Origin of the sequence: Kitasatospora sp. NPDC051853 (assembly GCF_044452665.1) — a bacterium.
Taxonomy (GTDB): domain Bacteria; phylum Actinomycetota; class Actinomycetes; order Streptomycetales; family Streptomycetaceae; genus Kitasatospora.
The window spans coordinates 63,075-82,447 of sequence record NZ_JBITBY010000020.1 but is presented as its reverse complement, the minus strand read 5'-3'; the positions used below and the strand labels follow the sequence as shown (position 1 = coordinate 82,447).

Annotated in this window: 20 protein-coding genes; 6 read left to right on the top strand and 14 right to left on the bottom strand. The window is 73.2% G+C overall.

The annotated features are described in order from the left end of the window. Positions 1 to 391: 391 nt before the first annotated feature. The 3 genes from ACIA8O_RS38280 to ACIA8O_RS38270 are packed head-to-tail and all read right to left on the bottom strand — an operon-like array spanning position 392 to position 2,352. Positions 392 to 1,189, bottom strand: coding sequence for a DUF3710 domain-containing protein (locus ACIA8O_RS38280; RefSeq protein ID WP_396298689.1), 798 nt, complete (start codon positions 1,187 to 1,189; stop codon positions 392 to 394). A gap of 57 nt (positions 1,190 to 1,246) precedes the next feature. Continuing rightward, complete coding sequence (gene dut / locus ACIA8O_RS38275) at positions 1,247 to 1,735, bottom strand: dUTP diphosphatase (protein WP_396298688.1); 489 nt, start codon at positions 1,733 to 1,735, stop codon at positions 1,247 to 1,249. Continuing rightward, the gene (locus tag ACIA8O_RS38270; RefSeq protein WP_396298687.1) at positions 1,732 to 2,352 is read right to left on the bottom strand and encodes a PaaI family thioesterase; all 621 of its coding nucleotides are present in this window, start codon (positions 2,350 to 2,352) and stop codon (positions 1,732 to 1,734) included. The genes dut and ACIA8O_RS38270 overlap by 4 nt, the downstream gene beginning before the upstream one ends. A gap of 140 nt (positions 2,353 to 2,492) precedes the next feature. On the opposite strand from ACIA8O_RS38270, the gene ACIA8O_RS38265 reads away from it, so the two are divergent. After that, complete coding sequence (locus tag ACIA8O_RS38265; RefSeq protein ID WP_396298686.1) at positions 2,493 to 2,945, top strand: DUF3093 domain-containing protein; 453 nt, start codon at positions 2,493 to 2,495, stop codon at positions 2,943 to 2,945. Positions 2,946 to 3,208: 263 nt separating this feature from the next. Here ACIA8O_RS38265 and ACIA8O_RS38260 read toward each other — a convergent pair whose 3' ends face one another. The 4 genes from ACIA8O_RS38260 to ACIA8O_RS38245 all read right to left on the bottom strand — a co-directional run bounded on the left by ACIA8O_RS38260 (position 3,209) and on the right by ACIA8O_RS38245 (position 7,237). Next, on the bottom strand, positions 3,209 to 3,508 hold the full coding sequence (locus ACIA8O_RS38260) for a DUF4193 domain-containing protein (RefSeq protein ID WP_345288514.1): 300 nt from the start codon (positions 3,506 to 3,508) through the stop codon (positions 3,209 to 3,211). Positions 3,509 to 3,957: 449 nt separating this feature from the next. After that, on the bottom strand, positions 3,958 to 4,959 hold the full coding sequence (locus ACIA8O_RS38255) for an acyl-ACP desaturase (RefSeq protein WP_396298685.1): 1,002 nt from the start codon (positions 4,957 to 4,959) through the stop codon (positions 3,958 to 3,960). A 249-nt stretch (positions 4,960 to 5,208) separates the two neighbouring features. Beyond that, positions 5,209 to 6,504 (bottom strand): sensor histidine kinase, encoded by a 1,296-nt coding sequence (locus tag ACIA8O_RS38250; RefSeq protein ID WP_396298684.1) that lies wholly within the window; start codon positions 6,502 to 6,504, stop codon positions 5,209 to 5,211. Positions 6,505 to 6,583: 79 nt separating this feature from the next. Then, positions 6,584 to 7,237, bottom strand: coding sequence for a response regulator transcription factor (locus ACIA8O_RS38245; protein ID WP_396298683.1), 654 nt, complete (start codon positions 7,235 to 7,237; stop codon positions 6,584 to 6,586). 491 nt (positions 7,238 to 7,728) lie between these two features. On the opposite strand from ACIA8O_RS38245, the gene ACIA8O_RS38240 reads away from it, so the two are divergent. Continuing rightward, positions 7,729 to 7,914 carry a hypothetical protein gene (locus ACIA8O_RS38240; RefSeq protein WP_345288508.1) on the top strand — a complete coding sequence of 62 codons (186 nt, stop codon included), beginning with the start codon at positions 7,729 to 7,731 and terminating at the stop codon, positions 7,912 to 7,914. A 101-nt stretch (positions 7,915 to 8,015) separates the two neighbouring features. On the opposite strand, the gene ACIA8O_RS38235 is transcribed toward ACIA8O_RS38240, so the two are convergent. Both ACIA8O_RS38235 and ACIA8O_RS38230 read right to left on the bottom strand, forming a co-directional pair. Continuing rightward, a complete protein-coding gene (locus ACIA8O_RS38235) occupies positions 8,016 to 8,810 on the bottom strand; it encodes an inositol monophosphatase family protein (protein WP_396298682.1) in 795 nt (264 codons plus the stop codon). Positions 8,811 to 8,868: 58 nt separating this feature from the next. Further along, positions 8,869 to 10,014, bottom strand: a complete 1,146-nt coding sequence (locus tag ACIA8O_RS38230; RefSeq protein WP_396298681.1) for a ferrochelatase — start codon at positions 10,012 to 10,014, stop codon at positions 8,869 to 8,871. 126 nt (positions 10,015 to 10,140) lie between these two features. Between ACIA8O_RS38230 and ACIA8O_RS38225 the strand changes: the two genes are divergently transcribed. Together ACIA8O_RS38225 and ACIA8O_RS38220 are read left to right on the top strand one after the other, a co-directional pair. Continuing rightward, positions 10,141 to 11,379, top strand: a complete 1,239-nt coding sequence (locus tag ACIA8O_RS38225) for an MFS transporter (RefSeq protein WP_396298680.1) — start codon at positions 10,141 to 10,143, stop codon at positions 11,377 to 11,379. A gap of 130 nt (positions 11,380 to 11,509) precedes the next feature. Continuing rightward, positions 11,510 to 12,814: a D-arabinono-1,4-lactone oxidase gene (locus ACIA8O_RS38220; RefSeq protein ID WP_396298679.1), complete on the top strand. Its 1,305-nt coding sequence runs from the start codon at positions 11,510 to 11,512 to the stop codon at positions 12,812 to 12,814. Positions 12,815 to 12,821: 7 nt separating this feature from the next. Here the strand turns inward: ACIA8O_RS38220 and ACIA8O_RS38215 are convergent, their stop codons facing one another. Then, entirely contained in the window at positions 12,822 to 13,568 is a 747-nt protein-coding gene (locus ACIA8O_RS38215) for a hypothetical protein (RefSeq protein ID WP_396298678.1), read from the bottom strand. Positions 13,569 to 14,000: 432 nt separating this feature from the next. Between ACIA8O_RS38215 and sepH the strand changes: the two genes are divergently transcribed. Next, on the top strand, positions 14,001 to 15,068 hold the full coding sequence (sepH, locus tag ACIA8O_RS38210; RefSeq protein WP_396298677.1) for a septation protein SepH: 1,068 nt from the start codon (positions 14,001 to 14,003) through the stop codon (positions 15,066 to 15,068). A 61-nt stretch (positions 15,069 to 15,129) separates the two neighbouring features. Here sepH and ACIA8O_RS38205 read toward each other — a convergent pair whose 3' ends face one another. Then, positions 15,130 to 15,969 (bottom strand): sulfurtransferase, encoded by an 840-nt coding sequence (locus ACIA8O_RS38205; RefSeq protein ID WP_396298676.1) that lies wholly within the window; start codon positions 15,967 to 15,969, stop codon positions 15,130 to 15,132. A gap of 132 nt (positions 15,970 to 16,101) precedes the next feature. On the opposite strand from ACIA8O_RS38205, the gene ACIA8O_RS38200 reads away from it, so the two are divergent. After that, positions 16,102 to 16,809 carry a VOC family protein gene (locus ACIA8O_RS38200; protein WP_396298675.1) on the top strand — a complete coding sequence of 236 codons (708 nt, stop codon included), beginning with the start codon at positions 16,102 to 16,104 and terminating at the stop codon, positions 16,807 to 16,809. Between the two features lie 23 nt (positions 16,810 to 16,832). Here ACIA8O_RS38200 and ACIA8O_RS38195 read toward each other — a convergent pair whose 3' ends face one another. From ACIA8O_RS38195 to ACIA8O_RS38185, 3 genes are read right to left on the bottom strand one after another with little or no spacing between them, the layout of a single operon-like run. Next, on the bottom strand, positions 16,833 to 17,498 hold the full coding sequence (locus tag ACIA8O_RS38195; RefSeq protein ID WP_396298674.1) for a thymidine kinase: 666 nt from the start codon (positions 17,496 to 17,498) through the stop codon (positions 16,833 to 16,835). 41 nt (positions 17,499 to 17,539) lie between these two features. Next, a complete protein-coding gene (locus tag ACIA8O_RS38190) occupies positions 17,540 to 18,709 on the bottom strand; it encodes an alkaline phosphatase family protein (protein ID WP_396298673.1) in 1,170 nt (389 codons plus the stop codon). A gap of 9 nt (positions 18,710 to 18,718) precedes the next feature. Further along, positions 18,719 to 19,309: a DUF5998 family protein gene (locus ACIA8O_RS38185; protein ID WP_396298672.1), complete on the bottom strand. Its 591-nt coding sequence runs from the start codon at positions 19,307 to 19,309 to the stop codon at positions 18,719 to 18,721. Between the last annotated feature and the right edge of the window lie 64 nt (positions 19,310 to 19,373).

Below are 19,373 nucleotides of genomic sequence, written 5' to 3'. Positions count from 1 at the left end.
CCGCGTTGAGCGGCACAGCAACCACCGGAATAGGGCGGTCCTGCGCACTGCGTCCTCGCTAGTGTTTACTTCATAAAGGAATCTCCAACCCCACCACAAAGGTGAGGCCGGGGATGTCAACATATCTGGCGTTGACTTTTGGCACGCTGTTGAGTTCTCAAGGAACGATGGCTTCCTTCGGACTGCCTTCCGGCAGGCCCTCCGGGCGCTTCGTTCTTTCGTGTCTCCCAGCCTATCAGACGTTTTCCGCTCCGTTTCACCGGAGTTTCACCCATCTGACCTGCTTTTGTTCGCTGCTCTCGCGGCGACTCCGGAACTGTACGGGGATCGGCGCCCCACAAGCAAATCGTCCCCGCCCGGCGGACCGGACGGGGACGAAGAGCGCTGTGCGTCAGCGGACCTCGGTGATCTCCGGGCCGCGGGCGAAGGGGTCGAGCGAGGCGTCCGCGAAGCGGGAGCCGGCGCCCTCGACGACGCCAGCGCCGCCGTCGGCGACCATCTGGGCGTCCTCGGGGAGCTTGAGGACGATCGGGTCGCGGGGGGCCATCGGGGTCTCGCCGCGGACCACGACGGTCTGCTGGAAGACCTGCTCCAGGACGCCGGCCATCTCGGGCTGGACCGCGGCCTGGCCGGAGATGACGCCGCGCAGGAACCAGCGCGGGCCGTCGCAGCCGACGAAGCGGACCAGCTGGACACCCTGGGTGCCGTCCGGGAGCTGGACCGGGACCTGGGCGCGGAGGTGCCAGCCCAGCGGGCCCTCCTCCTCCTCGACCAGTCCGCCCTGCTGGGTGATGCCGGTGGCGATCTCCTCGCGGACCTCGCCCCAGATGCCCTCGGACTTGGGGGCGGCGAAGGCCTGCAGCTGGATGGCGCTGTTGCCCAGGACCAGGGTGGCGGCCACGATCGCGTCGCCGGCCACCTCCACCCGGAGCTCCATGCCCTCGACGCCGGGGATCAGCAGACCGCCGAGGTCCACCCGGCCGTCCTGCGGGCTCTCGAGCTCGGAGATGTCCCAGGGGCCGTCCGGACGCGGGGCCGGCGGCAGGCCGACCCGGTCGGCGGGGTCGATGCTGTTCTCGCTCTCGGAGTCGGCGGAACCTTCGACGTCATCGGCCGTCTCGTCGGCGCTGATGGCGTCGTCGGCGAGCTGCTCGACAGCGTCCTCGCTCTTCTGGCGACGACGGAACACGGTCACTGTCCTTCCCGGTCCAAGACCGATGCGAATACCTGCTCGACTACTGCTCGGCTACTGCGCTGGCGCGGGCATGGTAACCCTGTCGTGACCTCCGGTCGACCCGAACCCGCCTTCTCCCCGGGACGAACCGGGCAGTTCGGCCACCTCGTGGAAAAGGGCCTTCTCGACCTGCTGGACGACCAGCTGGGCGATCCGGTCCCCCCGGCGGAACTTCACGGGCTCGCGCGGGTCCAGGTTGACGACGATCACCTTGATCTCACCACGGTACCCGGCGTCGACCGTCCCTGGGGCGTTCACCAGTGCAACGCCGCACCGGGCCGCCAGGCCGGAGCGCGGGTGCACGAAGGCGGCGTAGCCGTCGGGCAGGGCGATGGCCATGCCGGTCGGCAGCACGGCCCGCTCGCCCGGGGCCAGTTCGGCGTCCTCGGTGGTGCGCAGGTCGGCGCCGGCGTCGCCGGGGTGCTCGTACGCGGGCAGCGGGATCTCCGGGTCCAGCCTGGTGATCAGGACGTCTACCGGCGGGCGGGCGGTGGTGCTCACGGGTTCACCTCAAGGGCTCGGGCGCGTTTGAACAGGTCCGGGTCGTCCATGGCCTTCTTGATGTCCTCGGGACGACCGTGCGTGGTGAAGTGTTCCAGCTTCACCTGGATGAAGAGTGCCTGGGCGCGTATCGCCACCGGTCCGTCAGGTCCGCCGATCCGGCCCTCGGCGACGCTGTAGATCTTGCGGCCGTGCACGCCGGTGATCCGGGCGTGGATGTGCAGCACGGAGTCGACGGGCACCGGGCGGGCGAAGTCGCACTCCAGGCGGCCGGTGACGGCGGGGGCGTTCAGCAGCCAGTTGAGGCAGCCGATGGTCTCGTCCATGGCAGTCATCAGGACGCCGCCGTGGGCCAGGCCCGGGCCGCCCTGGTGGCTGGGGCGGACGGTGAACTCGGCGGTGACGTCCAGGCCCTCCCCGGCCACCGCGTCGAGCTGGAGGCCCTGGGGGTGTTGTGGGCCGCAGCCGAAGCAGTGGTCGTAGTGCGAGCCGAGGTGGGTGCCGGGTGCCGGCGCCTCGGGGTGGCGGGGCGGCAGCACGGCCTCGGCGGGCGGGGTGGTGGGCGGCAGCGCCGGTGGGGCGGGCGCTGCGGCGGCGGTGTTCGTGGAGGCGTTCACGCCCGCGACCCTACCGGCGGGTAGCTTCCGGTGCACGGGGTGTCCGCTGCGGCGGACGGGGGCGTCCCGGAGGCCCGCGGCGGGGCCCCGGCGAGGCCCCCGGGGGCCGGGGGCGGCGTCGGCGCACCCACAATGGAGCCATGTACGACGAACGCCTCACCGTCCCGCGCAGCTGGTGGCTGCTGCCCGTCGCGCTCGGCCTCACGCTGGGCCTGATCATGATCCGGTTCGACGCGGTCGCGGCGCTGGTCGCGCTGGTGATCGGCCTGGTCGCCGGAGCCGCTGCACTGAGCAGCTACGGCTCGGCCCGGATCCGGGTGGTGCAGGGCTCGCTGGTGGCCGGGCAGGCCCGGATCCCGGCCGAGGCGCTCGGCACCGCGCACGTGCTCAACCCCGCCGAGACGGTGGCCTGGCGGACCGTCAAGGCCGATCCGCGTGCCTTCATGCTGCTGCGCAGCTACGTGCCGACGGCACTGCGGGTCGAGGTGACCGACCCGGCCGACCCGACGCCGTACGTCTACCTGTCCACCCGCTCGCCGCAGAAGCTGGCCGACGCCCTGGCCGAGGCCCGCAGGGTCGGGCGCACCAAGTAGGCCCGCACCCGGGCGGACCGGCGCCGGGGGCGCGCCGGGCGGCCCCGGACACGGAGGAGGGACGGCTCCGCGTGGTGTCACGCGGGACCGTCCCTGTGTTCCGGTACTGCTACCGCCCGGCCGGAAGGACCGGCCGTGCGGGGGTGCGGGCGCGACCGCCGGAGCGGCCGCTGCTGCTGCCTCCGGCCTTGCTGCCCAAGGCCGGGCGGGGTGGTGTGCCGGGCCGGCGGTGACCGTCGGACCCGGGCCGTTCCCGCTCGGGCTCAGGCGCCGCAGTCCACGCAGATGGGCTGGCCGTTCTTCTCGCCGGCCAGCTGGCTGCGGTGGTGCACCAGGAAGCAGCTCATGCAGGTGAACTCGTCGGCCTGGCGCGGCAGCACCCGGACGGAGAGCTCCTCGTTGGACAGGTCGGCGCCGGGGAGCTCCAGGCCCTCGTTGGCGTCGAACTCGTCGACGTCCACCGAGCTGCCGGACTTCTCGTTCCGGCGAGCCTTGAGCTCCTCGATGCTGTCTTCGTTGACGTCGTCGTCAGTCTTGCGTGGGGTGTCGTAGTCCGTTGCCATTGTTCGCTCTCCCCCTCTGGGTGTGTGCGGGTATCTCCAGCGCACGTAACGCATGGGGGGCCGGTCTTGTGCCCGACCCGAGGCCGAGATTTTGCCTTACTTCAAGCCCTGTTACTCAATCGACACCCTCAAACGGCCCTCTCGGGCGGGTCCGAGGGGGCCGTCGGGGGCTCACGGAGAGCTGCCACCGCAGGTGCGGCAGGGCAGCCGGACGGACACGCTGGGTAGTGGCCCCCGGAGGGGCCAATCGCCAACTCACCTGCGACACCATTGATTTGACGCTACGTCGACAATTGTCGCCGTTCGGCGCGCCGTCACCCTACGGAGCCGGTTCACCCTGATCGGTGATCACCAAGAGAGATCATCCGAACGGCCCAGGCGGGTGAATGTGAGATCCGTCACAGTCTGAACTTTTCGGGCAAAACCCGAAGAATCCACCTGGCCCGCGACTACTTCCGAGCGGCCGCGGCGGCCCGGCGGGCGAGCAGCGCGGCCTGCCGCTCGTCGAACTTGGTGGCCTGCGCGTCCAGGCCGTCCAGGAAGGCGCCGAGCTCCTGCTGGGCGAGCAGGCCCTCCGGGCCCAGGCCGCCGAGCTCCATCACCTTGAGGTGGCGCAGCACCGGCTGCAGCACGTCGTCGTGGTGGATCCGCAGGTTGTAGACGCCGCCGATGGCGATCTGGACCGCCGCGCGCTCGAAGCCGGGGATGCCGTGGCCGGGCATCCGGAAGTCGGTCACCACGTCGGCGATGGCCCGCATGGCCTGGTCCGGGGCGATCTCCAGGGCGGCCTTGAGCAGGTTCCGGTAGAAGACCATGTGCAGGTTCTCGTCGTTGGCGATCTTCGCCAGCAGCTGGTCGCAGAGCGGGTCGCCGGCGTAGTGGCCGGTGTTGCGGTGCGAGATCCGGGTGGCGAGCTCCTGGAAGGCCACGTAGGCCACCGAGTGCAGCATGCTGTGCGCGTTGTCGGACTCGAAGCCCTCCGACATGTGCGACATCCGGGCCCGCTCCAGCTCCACCGGGTCGACCGCGCGGGTGGCCAGCAGGTAGTCGCGGATGGCTATCCCGTGCCGGCCCTCCTCGGCCGTCCAGCGGTGCACCCAGGTGCCCCAGGCGCCCTCGCGGCCGAACATGGTGGCGATCTCGTGGTGGTAGCTGGGGAGGTTGTCCTCGGTCAGCAGGTTGACCACCAGCGAGACCCGGCCCAGCGGGGTCACCTGCGACTGCTCCAGCGACCAGGCCTCGCCGCCCAGCACGCCGTCGAAGTCCCGGCCCTGGCCCCACGGCACGTACTCGTGCGGCATCCACTCCTTGGCCACCTTCAGGTGCCGGTTCAGCTCGGTCTCCACGACCTCCTCGAGCGCCATGATCAGTCGCGCGTCGGTCCAGCCGGTGGTGGTGAGCGGGGCGGCGGTGGGGGCGGCGGCAGTGCGCTGCACGGGTGCGATGGTCACGGCGGTGCTCCTGACGGGCGGGCAGGGACGACGGCGGGTCGCGGTCGGGCCTGGGTGGCTGCGACCCACCTTACGGCTGCGTAGGTTACGACACCGTAAGTTCTCCCGGCGGCAAAAGACAAGCCGCCCCCGCCAGGGCATATGTCGGCTGACTTGCCTGGCGGGGGCGGCTGTTGGGCGTCCGGGGACGTAGCGGAACGCTCCGGACACGGAGCGACGCGGAGGCGGGCGGGCGGGCGGGTGCGGTGGTCAGACCCCGGGGATCCGGACCCGGATGGTCAGCCCTCCCCCGGGGCGCGCGGCGGCCTCGATGGCGCCTCCGTGCGCCCGGACCACCGAACGGACGATGGAGAGGCCGAGGCCGACCCCCTTGTCGCTCCTGGTCCGGTCCGCGCCCTTGACCCGGCGGAACGGCTCGAAGATGTGCTCCAGCTCGTAACCGGGCACCACGGGCCCGGTGTTGCTGACGGTCAGCTCTCCCCCGCCGCCCGGGGCCGGGGCGCTGGTGATCTCGACCCAGCCGCCGGGGGTGTTGTAGCGGATGCCGTTCTGCAGCAGGTTGAGCGCGATCCGCTCCAGCAGCACGCCGTTGCCGCCGACCACGGCGGGGTTCAGCTGGGAGCGGACCTCCACCTCGCGGCCGGCCGCCTCCGGCCTGGTCACCTCCACGGCCCGCTGGGCCACCTCGGACAGCTCGACCGGGCGGCGCTCGGTCAGCTCGTTGTCGCTGCGGGCCAGCAGCAGCAGGCCCTCGACCAGCTGCTCGCTGCGCTCGTTGGTGGCCAGCAGGGTCTTGCCGAGCTGCTGGAGGTCGGGCGAGGCGCCCGGGTCGGAGAGCTGCACCTCCAGCAGGGTGCGGTTGATCGCCAGCGGCGTCCTCAGCTCGTGCGAGGCGTTGGCGACGAACCGCCGCTGGGAGTCGAAGGCCCGGTCCAGCCGCTCCAGCATCTCGTCGAAGGTGTCGGCGAGCTCCTTGAGCTCGTCGTCCGGACCGTCCATGTCGATCCGGCGGTGCAGGTCGGAGCCGGCCACCTCGCGGGCGGTGCGGGTGATCCGGTTGAGCGGCTGGAGCACCCGGCCGGCCAGCGCGTAGCCGAGGATGAAGGCGATCACGGCCAGGCAGACCATCACCGTCAGCGACTTGCGCAGCAGGGTGGTGAGCGAGGCCGCCTGCTGGACCCGCAGCGACTCCTGGATGTACTGGTTGAACTCGCCCTCGCTGAGGGACTGCCCGTTGGTGATGACCTGCACGTTCGGCCCGATGCCGATCCGCGGCAGCGAGGAGTCGTGGAAGGCCTGCTGGACGAAGTAGTACATGAGCAGCAGCAGCACCACGCCGGCCATCAGGAACATCCCGCCGTACAGCAGGGTGAGCCGGATCCGGATGGTCGGGCGCAGCTGGAGCCAGCCGAACAGGCCGCCGCCCTGCACCGGGTCGGACGGCTGCCGGGCCGGGGCGACGGCCGGGGGCCGGGACGGGCGCGGCGGTACCGGGGTGCCTCCGGGCGCGCCGGAGGCCCCGCCGGGCGAGGGCGGGGTGGTCATGGCTGTCCTCTCGGGTGCGGTCCGGGGCCGGGCTGGTCCGGGGCCTGGGGTGGATGGGGCCGACGGGGCCGACGCGTCGTCAGATCCGGTAGCCGGAGCCGGGCACGGTGACGATGACGGCCGGGTCGCCGAGCTTGCGGCGCAGGGTCATCACGGTCACCCGGACCACGTTGGTGAACGGGTCGGTGTGCTCGTCCCAGGCCTTCTCCAGCAGCTGCTCGGCCGAGACCACGGCGCCGCCGGCCCGCATCAGGACCTCCAGGACGGCGAACTCCTTGGGGGCCAGCTGGACCGGCCGGTCGTCCCGGAGCACCTCGCGGCGGCCCGGGTCCAGGGAGATGCCGGCCCGCTCCAGCACCGGCGGCAGCGGGACGGTGGCCCGGCGGCCGAGTGCCCTGACCCGGGCCACCAACTCGCTGAAGGCGAAGGGCTTGGGCAGGTAGTCGTCGGCGCCGATCTCCAGGCCCTCGACCCGGTCGCTGATGTCGCCGGAGGCGGTCAGCATGATCACCCGGGTGGCCAGGCCCTGCTCGACGATGCTGCGGCAGACGTCGTCGCCGTGCACCAGTGGCAGGTCGCGGTCGAGCACCACCACGTCGTAGTCGTTGACCGCGATGCGCTGGAGCGCGGCCTCCCCGTCGTAGACCACGTCGACTGCCATGGCCTCCCGGCGCAGGCCGGTGGCCACTGCTTCGGCGAGCAGCTGCTCGTCCTCCACGACGAGAACCCGCACGGTGGTTGTCCCTTCTACGGCTTGACTGCGGCCCACCGTGCCGATGCCCGGGCAGGCCGTGGTGCGGCCGGGCGCGGACACCGGCCCGGGCTCCGGCCGGTCTTGCGGCGGCGGGGCCGGGCACAGTGGCCGACGGTGCCTCCATCCTGCCTGGTCCGGCGGTAAAGCAGCGATAAGCCGGGGTTCGTCAGGTCGGACGGTTCCGTGTTCGGACTGTGACGCGGGCAACTTTCCGGCTGCGTCAGGTTTCCCGGCGCCGGTGGCGGGGAGTAGAGCTGCACACCCACGATCGTGCCGAGCGCCGATCGTGGTCACCACCCGCCGTGCGTTCATCCGCACCGGTCAGGGTTTCGGAGTCACATCGGGCGGCCGCAGGCCGTTGACGCACCAGCCGGGGGAGCAGGGAGCCTGGCTGGGGCGTTTCCGTTGGCACCGTCATCCGGCCGGGGAACGCCCGGACCGTGCCCGTCCGACACCGTAAGGGGGCCCGAATGGACGCCTTCACCGCCGGGATCATCCAGCGCATAAGGAACGCCGAGGAAGACCTGCACCGCGCTCTCGCCTCCGGGGACGAGTTCCTCGCCGAGGTCGAGCAGTCGGAGCTGGACGACCTCCGCCGGCTCGCCGCCGAACACGGCGTCGACCCGGTGCAGGAGCTGCACCGCTCCGCCGCCTGACCCAGCGCCACCCGCACCGCCCGCGCGACCCGCACAGACCGAGCCCTGGCACCCCCCGTGTGCCAGGGCTTCGTGCTGCCCGGGCACACGGAGGGGAGGGCTCAGGCGCCGAGCTCGGCCAGCCGGGCGGTCAGCCGCTCGAAGGTGGCGGCGGGCGCGGCCACGGTGAGCGCGTCCCCGGCCGGTTCGCCGGGGCGGCCGCCGGAGACCCCGCCGGCCTCGGCGACGATCAGCAGCCCGGCGGCCCGGTCCCAGGCGTGCAGGCCGCGCTCGTAGAACGCGTCCAGCCGGCCCGCCGCCAGGTCGCAGAGGTCCACCGCGGCGGCGCCGCCCCGGCGGATGTCGCGGACCTCCGGGAGCAGGCCGAGCAGCACCCGGGCCTGCTCCTCCCGGACGGCCCGCACGTAGTTGAAGCCGGTGGAGACCAGTGCCTGGCCCCAGGGCTGCGCCGGGCGGCAGCGGATCGGGGCGCCGTCCAGGTACGCGCCGCGGCCGAGCACGGCGTGGAAGAGCTCGCGGCGGGCCGGGACGGCGACCACCCCGACCACCGCCTCCCCGTCCAGTTCGGCGGCCACGCTGACGCCCCAGGAGGGCATCCCGTACAGGTAGTTGACGGTGCCGTCGAGCGGGTCGACCACCCAGCGGACGCCGCTGGTGCCGGGCCGGTCGGCGCCCTCCTCGCCGAGGTAGCCGTCCTGCGGGCGGCGGGTGCCGATCAGCTCCAGGACGAGCTTCTCGGAGGCGAGGTCCATCTCGGTCACCACGTCCACCGGGCTGCTCTTGGTGGCGGCCACCCCGAGGTCGGCCGGGCGGCCGTCGTGGAGCAGGGCGCCGGCCTTGGTGGCGGCCTCCAGTGCCACGTCGAGGAGTTCGTCGAGCAGGGCGGGATCGGGCACGGGGTTTCCTTCCGACGGTCCGTCAGGGTGACGCGGCGTCAGCTGACGCCGCGTCGGTTCAGCGCTCGGCGGCGGCCGGACGCGGGGCGCGCGGGTTGGGGCAGCAGGCGACGGCGCACACGTCGTGGCTGGGGCCGAGCGCCCCGAGCGCGCACCGTTCGGGGCGCGCCCCGCGTTCGGCGGCGGCGCGCTCCAGCACCAGCTCGCGCACGGCGGCGGTGAAGCGCGGGTCGGCGCCGACCGTGGCGGCCCGGGTGACCGGCAGTTCCAGCTCGGCGGCCTTGGCGGTGGCCTCGGTGTCGAGGTCGTACTTGACCTCCATGTGGTCGGAGACGAAGCCGATCGGCACCATCACGGCGGCCGGGGCGCCGTCCGCCTTCAGGCCCTCCAGGTGGTCGCAGATGTCCGGCTCCAGCCACGGGATGTGCGGGGCGCCGCTGCGGCTCTGGTAGACCAGCTGCCACGGGCGGTCGGCGACCCCGGTGCGCTCGGCCACCGCCTCCGCCACCAGCCGGGCCACGTCCAGGTGCTGGGCCACGTACGCGCCGCCGGGCTCGCCGCGGGCCGGGTCGTCGGGGGCGCCGGAGCTGTCGGCCATCGCGTCCGGGATGGAGTGGGTGGTGAAGGCGAGGTGGGCGCCGTCGCGGACCCCGGCGGGCAGCGCCTCCAGGGCGGCCAGGGTGGCGTCCGCCATCGGCCGGACGAAGCCGGGGTGGTTGTAGAAGTGGCGCAGCTTGTCCACGCTCAGGCCGGTGACGCCCTCCCCCTCCAGGGTGGCCAGCGCGTCGGCCAGGTTCTCCCGGTACTGGCGGCAGCCGGAGTAGCCGGCGTAGGCGCTGGTGGCCAGCACCAGCACCCGGCGGTGGCCGTCGGCGGCCAGCTCGCGCAGGGTGTCGGTCAGGTAGGGGGCCCAGTTCCGGTTGCCCCAGTAGACCGGCAGGTCAAGGCCGTGGTCGGCGAAGTCCTTGCGGAGGGCGGCCAGCAGCTCCCGGTTCTGCTCGTTGATCGGGCTGACCCCGCCGAACAGGAAGTAGTGCTTGCCGACCTCGGCCAGCCGCTCCTTCGGGATGCCCCGGCCGCGGGTGACGTTCTCCAGGAAGGGGACCACGTCCTCGGGGGCCTCGGGGCCGCCGAAGGAGAGCAGCAGCAGGGCGTCGTACGGGGCCGGGCCGGAGCCGGGCGTGAGGGTGCGCGAGTCGGGCATGGCACCGATCCTGCCACCAAAGGGCCTGTTCCCCGGCGCAGGTCCACAGAACGGAAATATCGGTTGCCCGGGCTCGTAAGCTGTGTATGCGATCCGTGTTCCTTACCCCACCAGCGGAGCTCCCCCGTGCTGTCCAGCTACCGCCAGATCTTCGCCTCCCCCGGCACCCTGGCCTTCTCGTTCTCCGGATTCATAGCCCGGATGCCGATCTCGATGACCGGCATCGGCATCATCACCATGCTGTCCCAGCTGCGCGGCTCCTACGGGCTGGCCAGCGCGGTCTCGGCCGCGATGGCGGTCTCGGCGGCGGTGCTCGGCCCGCAGGTCTCCCGGCTGGTCGACCGGTACGGGCAGCGGCGGATCACCCTGCCCGCGACCGCCGTCACCATCGCCGCCGCGGTGGCCCTGCTGCTGCTCGCCCGGGCCGGGGCGCCCAGCTGGACGCTCTTCCTGCCCGCGGTCGGCATGGGCGTGATGCCCAGCGCCGGTTCGATGGTCCGGGCCCGCTGGGCCAACCTCTACAGCTCCACCCCGCCGAAGCTGCACACCGCGTACTCCTTCGAGGCGGTGGTGGACGAGGTCTGCTTCATCATCGGCCCGATCCTCTCCGTCACGCTGGCCACCAGCGTCTTCCCGGAGGCCGGCGTGCTGCTGGCCGGGGTCTTCCTGACCGTCGGCGTGCTGCTCTTCACCGCCCAGCGGCGGACCGAGCCGCCGGTGCGCACCGAGGAGCACCGGGCCGGCCGCTCGGCGATCTTCTCCAAGGGGCTCCAGGTGCTGGTGGCCACCTTCGTGGCGACCGGCGCGGTCTTCGGCTCGGTCGAGGTGGTCACCCTGGCCTACGCCGAGGCCGAGGGGCACAAGAGCCTGACCGGCGTGGTGCTGGCGATCTACGCGCTGGGCTCCTGCCTGGCCGGGGTGGTGTTCGGGACGCTGAAGCTCACCGGTTCGATGGCCACCCGCTTCCTGGCCGGGGTCGCGCTGATGGCGGCCAGCATGGTGCCGCTGGTGGTGGTCGGCTCGCTGGTGCACGGCACCGCCGGGCTGATCGCGATCAGCGCCGCGCTGTTCGTGGCCGGCATCTCCATCTCGCCGACCCTGATCACCGCGATGGCGCTGGTCGAGCGGCTGGTCCCGGCCACCCAGCTGACCGAGGGGATGACCTGGACCACCACCGGCCTGGCGCTCGGTGTGGCGCTCGGCTCCTCGGCCGGCGGCCTGGTGGTGGACGCGGCCGGCGCCTCGGCCGGGTACTGGGTGCCGGTGGCCTCCGCCGCCTTCGGCGCGCTGGTCGCCCTCGGCGGCTTCCGGCGCCTGCGGGCCGGGCTGCCGGCCCCCGAGGCGCAGCAGCCGGTAACGGTCTGACCCGCCGTCAGCCGTTCCGCCGGATGATCGCCGGGCTGCCCCGGACCCCTGTTTTCCGGCGCGCCCGGCGACTACGCTCCCCCTACCCACCGGTACGGAACGGGCCGAGGCCCGGAGCGGAGGCACCCCCATGCCCCAGGCCACCTGGCGGAACTGGGCCGGCAACCAGAGCGCCCGGCCGAGCCGGACCGCGACGCCGCGCTCGGTCGAGGAGCTGTCGGCCCTGATCGGCCACGCCGCCGAGCAGGGCCGCACGGTGAAGGCGGTCGGCTCCGGCCACTCCTTCACCTCGATCGCCTCCGCCGGGGAGGGCCTGCTGATCCACCCCGACGGGCTGTCCGCGCTGCGCGGCATCGACCGCGAGGCCGGCACCGTCACCGTCGAGTCCGGCTTCCCGCTCTGGAAGCTCAACCGGACCCTGGAGGCGGCCGGGCTGTCGCTGACCAACATGGGCGACATCGAGGTGCAGACCGCCGCCGGGGCGACCAGCACCGGCACCCACGGCACCGGCCGGGACTCCGGCTCGCTGGCCGCCCAGGTGAAGGCCGTGGAGATCGTGCTGGCCGACGGCTCGGTGCGGCAGTGCTCGGCGGAGCAGGACCCCGAGCTGTTCCAGGGCGCCCGGCTGGGCCTCGGCGCGCTCGGCGTGGTCAGCGCGCTGACCTTCGCGGTGGAGCCGCTCTTCCTGCTCACCGCGCACGAGCAGCCGATGGACTTCGAGGAGGTGCTCGGCTCCTTCGACGAGCTGGCCGCCGTCAACGAGCACTTCGAGTTCTACTGGTTCCCGCACACCGACCGCTGCTCGGTGAAGCGGAACAACCGCAGCCAGGGCCCGGCCGCCCCGCTGCCCCGCTTCAAGGCCTGGCTGGACGACGAGTTCCTCTCCAACACCGTCTGGGAGGGTGCCTGCCGGGTCGGCCGCCGCTTCCCCGGCTCGATCCCCACCCTCGCCCAACTGGCCAGCCGCGCCTGGTCCGAGCGGACCTACACCGACGTGGCGTACAAGGTGTACACCAGCCCGCGCACGGTGCGTTTCATCGAGATGGAGTACGCCGTCCCGCGGGCGGCGGCCACCACCGTGCTCCGTGAGCTCAAGGCGCTGGTCGAGCGCTCCGACTGGAGGATCAGCTTCCCGGTCGAGGTCCGGGTGGCGCCCGCCGACGACCTCTGGCTCTCCACCGCGAACGGGCGGGACAGCGTCTACATAGCCGTCCACCTCTACCGGGGCACCCGGGAGCAGGGCTACTTCACCGAGGTGGAGAAGCTGATGACCGCTCACCAGGGCCGCCCGCACTGGGGGAAGCTGCACACCCGCGACGCCGCTTACCTGGCCTCGGTCTACCCGCACTTCGGCGACTTCACCGCGCTGCGCGACAAGGTCGACCCGGGCCGGCTGTTCGCCAACGACTACCTGCGCCGGGTGCTCGGGGACTGACGGCCGGTCAGGCCGAGGGGCTGCCGGACGGCAGGCCCGCGGCCGGCTGCCCGGAGGGCGTGGGGCTCGGGGTCGGCTCCGGGGTCGGGCTGGGGGTCGGCGACGGGGTCGGCGTGGGGCTCGGGCTCGGCGTCGGGCTCCCCGAGGGGGAGGACGAGGACGACGGCGAGGAGGACGGACTGCCCGACGGCTTCCCGCTCGGCGTCCCGGACGGGCTGCCGCTCGGGGTGGCCCCCGGCCGCTCCTCCTGGGACGGGGTGCCGGGCGGCGGCGTGGACTTCTCGACCGTGCCGCCGAAGGACGTGCCCGCCCCCTGCTCCCCCTTGACGGTGGCCGCCACCGGCTGACCGGTGATCAGCTCGAAGGACACGATCGGCACCATCGCCAGCACGAACACCAGCCCCGAGGCGGCCAGGTACGTCCGCCAGGTCCAGCGCCGCTTGGCCCGCACCGTGGTCGGCTCGTTCCACTCCCCGGAGGGTCCGGTGGTCTCCGGCAGCGGCTCCTGCTTCGATCCCTGGGTGCGGTCCACGACCTGACGGAGTTGCTCCCCGCCGCGCCGGAACCAGTGCTGGAAGACCGCGCTGCCGGTGGTGGCCCCGACCGAGACCACCGCCGCGCCGAGGATGGTGCCGTAGACGCCCAGTTCGGAGGCGAGCAGCGCGCCGACGATGGTGGCCAGCGCGCTCGCGGCCACCTGAGCCACACTCAGGTCGATCCGTGGTCGTTCGGTGCGCTGCTGGGGCATCAACATCCCTCGGTTGGTACTGGTGTTCATCCGGAAAAGTCCCTCCATCTTGCACAAAGAGGGACACAAGGGGCGAAAATCTGGTTCTCGGCCGCCGATATATGTGAAGATGATCACCGCGCACCGATCGACCGTCGGCTCTTGGAGTGCTCACCCTTGAGATTCCCCTGAATCGGGGGAGACTTGAGCGGCGAGCCGCCCCTCTGGATGCCACGAATGGAGTACTGTTCGTGGAGCCTGAGCCTCGGTCATCAGTGTCGGCTGTCCAGCGGACGGCGGCCGGGGCCCCCGGGCGCGACGTCGACCGGCGACGTGGCAAACAGGCAACCGTGCCACAACGGTGCGTCAGGGCGGAAGCCCGACACGCCGAGTAACTCTGCAAGGTTGTGGCCAGTCGTGAGTGGGCAGGCCACACTCAGTACGGGAGCAGCGACGCAGGTGACGTCGGCAGGCACCACCCGGGAGGTAACCGTGCCCGAACTGCGCGTCGTGGCCGTCAGCAACGACGGCACACGGCTGGTGCTCAAGGCTGCCGACAGCACGGAGTACACCCTCCCCATCGACGAGCGGCTGCGCGCCGCCATCCGCGGTGACCGCCCGCGCCTCGGCCAGATCGAGATCGAGGTCGAGAGCCACCTGCGCCCGCGCGACATCCAGGCGCGGATACGAGCCGGTGCCTCCGCCGAGGAGGTCGCGCAGGCCGCCGGCATCTCGGTGGACCGGGTGCGCCGCTTCGAGGGCCCGGTGCTGGCCGAGCGCGCGTTCATGGCCGAGCGCGCCCGCAAGACCGCGATCCGCCGGCACGGCGAGACCACCGGCCCGCAGCTCGGCGAGGCCGTCTCCGAGCGCCTCGCGCTGCGCGGGGCGGAGAAGGACACCGAGCGCTGGGACTCCTGGCGGCGCGACGACGGCACCTGGGAGGTCATCCTCTCCTACCGGGCCGACGGCGAGGGCCGCAGCGCCAGTTGGACCTACGACCCGCCGCGTCGGCTGGTGCAGCCGAACGACGACGAGGCGCGGGCGCTGATCGGCGAGAACGTGGAGCGGGACGAGGACTCCGTCTTCCCGTTCATCCCGCGGATCGCCCGGCTGCCCCAGGACCGTCCGTCCCGCCCGATGATCGAGCGGCCCTCGGCCGACCGGATCATGGCCCGGGAGGTGCGCGAGGTCCGGGAGGTCACCGCCGCGGCGGCCACCGCCGAGGTGCGCGACCCGCTGACCAGCCTGCTGGACGTGGTGCCCGCGTTCGTCCCCGCCATCGAGCCGGTGGTGGCGGCCGAGAGCGAGCCGGACGAGCTGGAGGAGGCCGCTCCGGCGGCCAGTGTCGGCGCCGGTTCGGCGTACGCGGACATCCTGATGCCGCGGGCGGTGGCACCGCACCGCGAGCGGCTGGTCGGCACCACCGACCGGCAGGCCGAGGCGGACGGGGTCCGGCCCGGGCGCCGGGCCACGGTGCCGAGCTGGGACGAGATCGTCTTCGGTTCGCGCCGCAAGAAGCAGGACTGACCGGCCGTCAGGTCGTGAGCGCGGGAGGCGGGGTCCGGACGGGCCCCGCCTCCCGCGCTGCTCAGGCGCCGGTCGCGGCCGGGTTGGCCGGGTCGGCGGACCACTCGCTCCAGGAGCCCGGGTAGAGCGCGGCCCCGGGGTGGCCGGCCACCGTGAGGGCCAGCAGCTCGTGCGCGGCGGTGACGCCGGAGCCGCAGTAGACCGCCACCCCGGAGGCCTCCTCGACGCCCAGCGCGCGGAACCGCGCGGCCAGGTCGGCGGCGGGCAGGAAGCGTCCGTCGGCGGCCAGGTTCTCGGTGGTGGGGGCGGAGACCGCGCCGGGGATGTGCCCGGCCCGCGGGTCCACCGGTTCCACCTCGCCCCGGTAGCGCTCCCCCGCCCGGGCGTCCAACAGCAGCCCGGTGCGGGCGAGTTCGGCCGCGGCGGCGGCGTCCACGGTGGGCAGCGCGCCCGGCTCGGGCTTGAAGTCGCCGCCGCCGTCGGCCGGGGTGTCGGTGGTCAGCGGGCGGCCCGCGGCCGTCCAGGCGGCCAGGCCGCCGTCCAGCACCCGGACATCCCGGTGGCCGGCCCAGCGCAGCAGCCACCAGGCGCGGGCGGCCGAGGTGGCCGGGCCGGCGTCGTAGACCACCACGGGGCGGTCGGCGCGCACCCCGGCGCGGCGCAGTGCGGCGGCGAACACCTCCGGGTCGGGCAGCGGGTGGCGCCCGGCCGGGCCGGGCGGGGCGGCCAACTCCCGGTCCAGGTCGACGTAGTGGGCGCCGGGCAGGTGGCCGGCCGCGTACTCCTCGGCGCCGGGCGGGCCGCCCAGGGCCCAGCGGACGTCCAGCAGGGCGGGCGCGGCACCGGAGTCGAGCGCGGCGGCCAGCTCCTCGACGGCGATCAAGGGGGAAGGGGTGCTCATGTGCGCCATTCTTCCTCCGAAACTCCCTCCTTTGTACGGTCTTTGCGCGGCTCGCCGGGGCATGTACACCCCGAGTCCGCCCTCGCGGTGGAACCATTCCCCTGCGACCGGAGCACTCCGAGGAGGACCGCCATGACCGCGGTGAAGGCACGGCTTGCCCAGGGCACGCCCTGCTGGGTGAGCCTGATGACCGGCGATCCGGAGGGCGCGCAGGAGTTCTACCGCGCCCTGCTGGGTTGGGAGTTCGAGCCGGGGCCGACCCCGTTCGGCGGCTACGTGCGGGCCACCCTGGGCGGCGCCCGGGTGGCCGGGCTGGGCGTCACCCCGCCCGGTTCGGGGCACGGCGTGGAGTGGACCACGTACTTCGCGGTGGACCAGGCGGACGAGGTGGCCCAGCGGATCCGGGAGTGCGGCGGCACCGTGGCGGTCGGCCCGGTGCAGGCCGAGCGGGCCGGGCGGGTGGCCATCGCGGCGGACGTGACGGGCGCGGTGTTCGGCCTCTGGCAGGGCGAGGAGCACACCGGCTGGGAGCTGGTCGGCGTGCCGGGCGCCCCGGCCCGGGTGGAGCTGCTGACACCGGACCGGGAGGGCGCCGGGTACTTCTACGACGCGGTCTTCGGGGCCGGTCCGGAGCGGACCTACCGGGGCGGCGAGGAGCTGCGGGACGGGCCGCCGCGCTGGCGGGTCCACTTCGGCGTCACCGACCCGGACCTGACGGCCCTGCACGCCGAGCGGCTGGGCGGGCGGATGCTGGTCGCCCCGCACGACACCGGGCACGGGCGGGTGGCCCGGCTGGCCGACCCGCAGGGCGCGCGCTTCTCGGTGATCGCCGTCCCCTGACGCGGCCCCGGGAGGGCGGCGTCTCAGGCCGGTTGGACGCCGGTCTCGCCGAAGGGCAGCACGTCGGGCGAGAGCACCGAGGCCCGGGCGGTGGCGGCGGTCAGCCGGCGCCGGTGGTGGCGGCGGCAGAGCACCTCGTAGCCGACCTCGGCCTCGCTCTTGGCGATGTCGCCGACCACCACCTGGGCGCCCTCCACCACCATCACGCCGCCGACCGTGCGGGCGTTGTGGGTGGCCCGGGCGCCGCACCAGCAGAGCGCCTCGACCTGGAGCACCTCGACCCGGTCGGCCAGCTCGATCAGGCGCTGCGAGCCGGGGAAGAGCCGGGTGCGGAAGTCGGTGGTGATGCCGAAGGTGAAGACGTCGATGGAGAGTTCGTCCACCACCCGGGCCAGCTGGTCGACCTGCTCGGCGGTGTAGAAGTTGGCCTCGTCGCAGATCAGGTAGTCGACCTTGCCGCCGGCCGACAGCAGGTGCACCACGTGGGCGTGGAAGTCGAAGCCGTCGGTCACCTCCTGGGCCTCGGCGCGCAGGCCGAGCCGGCTGGAGATGGTGGAGGCCCCGGCCCGGTCGTGCCGGGAGAAGATGATGCCCCGTCGGCCCCGGGCGGCGTGGTTGTGGTCGAGTTGGAGCGCGAGCGTCGACTTGCCGCAGTCCATCGTGCCCGAGAAGAACACCAGGTCAGCCATGGGTGGAACGGGGGCCTTTCGGTCGTGAGGGCCGGGGACGGTCAGCTGCGGACTTCGAGCAGCGGCACGATCTGCTCGACCGCGGTCATCGACCCGTGCAGGCCGATCATCGAGGACTCGCCGGGCTCGCTGCGCGAGGCGGTCACCGCGAAGTCGTCGCGGGCGGCCGCCACCACGTCGCCGATCCGGTGGTAGACCCGGTCCTCGACCACCGGGCCGAACCAGCCGTGCGCGATGGCCTGGTCCCGGGTGGCCACCCAGAACCGGTCGCCCAGCACCTCGCTCCAGACCGTGAAGACGTCGCCGGCCGCCCCGGGCACCGCGTACACGTGCCGGGCCCGGCCCTCGCCGCCGAGCAGGGCGACGCCCGCGCCCAGCTCCCAGTCCTCGTCGAAGTCGATCCGGTTCTCCGGGGTGACGTCGATCATGCCGTGGTCGGCGGTGACGTACATCGCCGAGCGCGGGGGCAGCTGCTCGGCCAGCCGCTTGGCCAGCCGGTCCACCGCGAACAGCGCCATCCGCCACTCACCGGAGTCCACCCCGTAGCGGTGGCCGGTGCCGTCCAGCTCGCTGACGTACGTGTAGACCAGCGCGCGGTCGTGCTCGGCCAGCCACTGGGCGGCCAGGTCCATCCGCTCCTCGCCGGTGGTGCGGCCGAGGAAGGTGCCGCCGGAGAGCGCCACCTGGGTGAGCGGGGTCTGGGCGAACAGCGGGGAGGAGACCTGCGCGGTGGCCACGCCGGCGGCGTGCACCCGCTCGAAGACGGTGGGGTGCGGCTGCCACTCGCGCGGCGGCACCGGCGGCTGCCAGCGCAGCTGGTTCATCAGCTGGTCGCGCCCCGGGACGGCCACCGTGTACCCGGCCAGGCCGTGCGCGCCGGGCGGCAGGCCGGTGCCGACCGAGGCCAGCGAGGTGGCGGTGGTGGACGGGAAGCCGGAGGTGACGGAGCGTCCGCCGGCCGCGATCAGCCCGTTCAGGAAGGGCGCGTAGTCCGGGTGCCGCTTGATCAGCTCGAAGCCCAGGCCGTCGACCAGGAAGACGCAGACCCGGTCGGCCGGCTCCAGGGCCAGGCCGTCCCGGAAACCGGCGATGCCGAAGCCGGCCGCCACCGCGGGCAGCAGGTCGGCCAGCGAGCCGGTGCCGTAGTGCGGCACGGGGGCGTCGGAGGGGTCGAGGATCTCGAAGTCGTCGTACCCGAGGTGCGTGGTCATGAAGGTGCGTCAGCCCCGGTTGGCGATGGTGGCCTCGGACAGCGCCCGGGCGAAGACCAGCGACTGCGCGACCGTCTCCGGACCGTCCCCGGCCTCGCTGACCCGCAGCGAGAGGTCGTCGGCGGTGGCCGAACCGGTGTAGCCGTGGTCGGCCTCGCAGTTCGGGTCCGAGCAGCCGGCCGGCTCCAGGTCGATCCGCTGCACGGCGCCCCAGCCGATGGTGAGCACCACCTCGCGCGGCAGGGTGCCGGGGGTGTACGTCTCCGGGTTGGCCACCATCCGGGAGAGCACCACGGAGTTGATCCGGTCGATCCGGACGCACTCGGTGGAGGTGGTGGCGTACGGCACCGGGTTGGTCCCGTCGGCGTTCTGCTCGTCGGTGTGGCTGACCACGAACCGGCTCGGCGTCAGCACCAGGACGGTGACGTGGCGGCGCACCTCGTTGGAGTCGAAGGTGGTCTCCTGGTGGACCAGGTAGGAGACGATCGGCTCGGGGCCCACCGCGGACTCCACGGCCTCCGACACCAGGGCCGGGTAGTAGCCGCTGCGCTCGATCGCCGACCGCAGGTCCTGGGTGGTGGTGGTACCGGTCTTCGCCATAGCTCCATCCTGGCATGTCCCGCCGACGTGGCGGTCGGCGCTGCGCCGGACTTCCGGCCTCTTC

Bases quoted from the DNA above. Each gene is read 5' to 3' on its own strand.
- ACIA8O_RS38265 (WP_396298686.1), top strand. From the start codon at position 2,493: ATGTACGACGAACGCCTCACCGTCCCGCGCAGCTGGTGGCTGCTGCCC.
- ACIA8O_RS38260 (WP_345288514.1), bottom strand. From the start codon at position 3,508: ATGGCAACGGACTACGACACCCCACGCAAGACTGACGACGACGTCAAC.
- ACIA8O_RS38250 (WP_396298684.1), bottom strand. From the start codon at position 6,504: ATGACCACCCCGCCCTCGCCCGGCGGGGCCTCCGGCGCGCCCGGAGGC.
- ACIA8O_RS38240 (WP_345288508.1), top strand. From the start codon at position 7,729: ATGGACGCCTTCACCGCCGGGATCATCCAGCGCATAAGGAACGCCGAG.
- ACIA8O_RS38230 (WP_396298681.1), bottom strand. From the start codon at position 10,014: ATGCCCGACTCGCGCACCCTCACGCCCGGCTCCGGCCCGGCCCCGTAC.
- ACIA8O_RS38220 (WP_396298679.1), top strand. From the start codon at position 11,510: ATGCCCCAGGCCACCTGGCGGAACTGGGCCGGCAACCAGAGCGCCCGG.
- ACIA8O_RS38215 (WP_396298678.1), bottom strand. From the start codon at position 13,568: ATGTTGATGCCCCAGCAGCGCACCGAACGACCACGGATCGACCTGAGT.
- ACIA8O_RS38205 (WP_396298676.1), bottom strand. From the start codon at position 15,969: ATGAGCACCCCTTCCCCCTTGATCGCCGTCGAGGAGCTGGCCGCCGCG.
- ACIA8O_RS38200 (WP_396298675.1), top strand. From the start codon at position 16,102: ATGACCGCGGTGAAGGCACGGCTTGCCCAGGGCACGCCCTGCTGGGTG.
- ACIA8O_RS38195 (WP_396298674.1), bottom strand. From the start codon at position 17,498: ATGGCTGACCTGGTGTTCTTCTCGGGCACGATGGACTGCGGCAAGTCG.
- ACIA8O_RS38190 (WP_396298673.1), bottom strand. From the start codon at position 18,709: ATGACCACGCACCTCGGGTACGACGACTTCGAGATCCTCGACCCCTCC.
- ACIA8O_RS38185 (WP_396298672.1), bottom strand. From the start codon at position 19,309: ATGGCGAAGACCGGTACCACCACCACCCAGGACCTGCGGTCGGCGATC.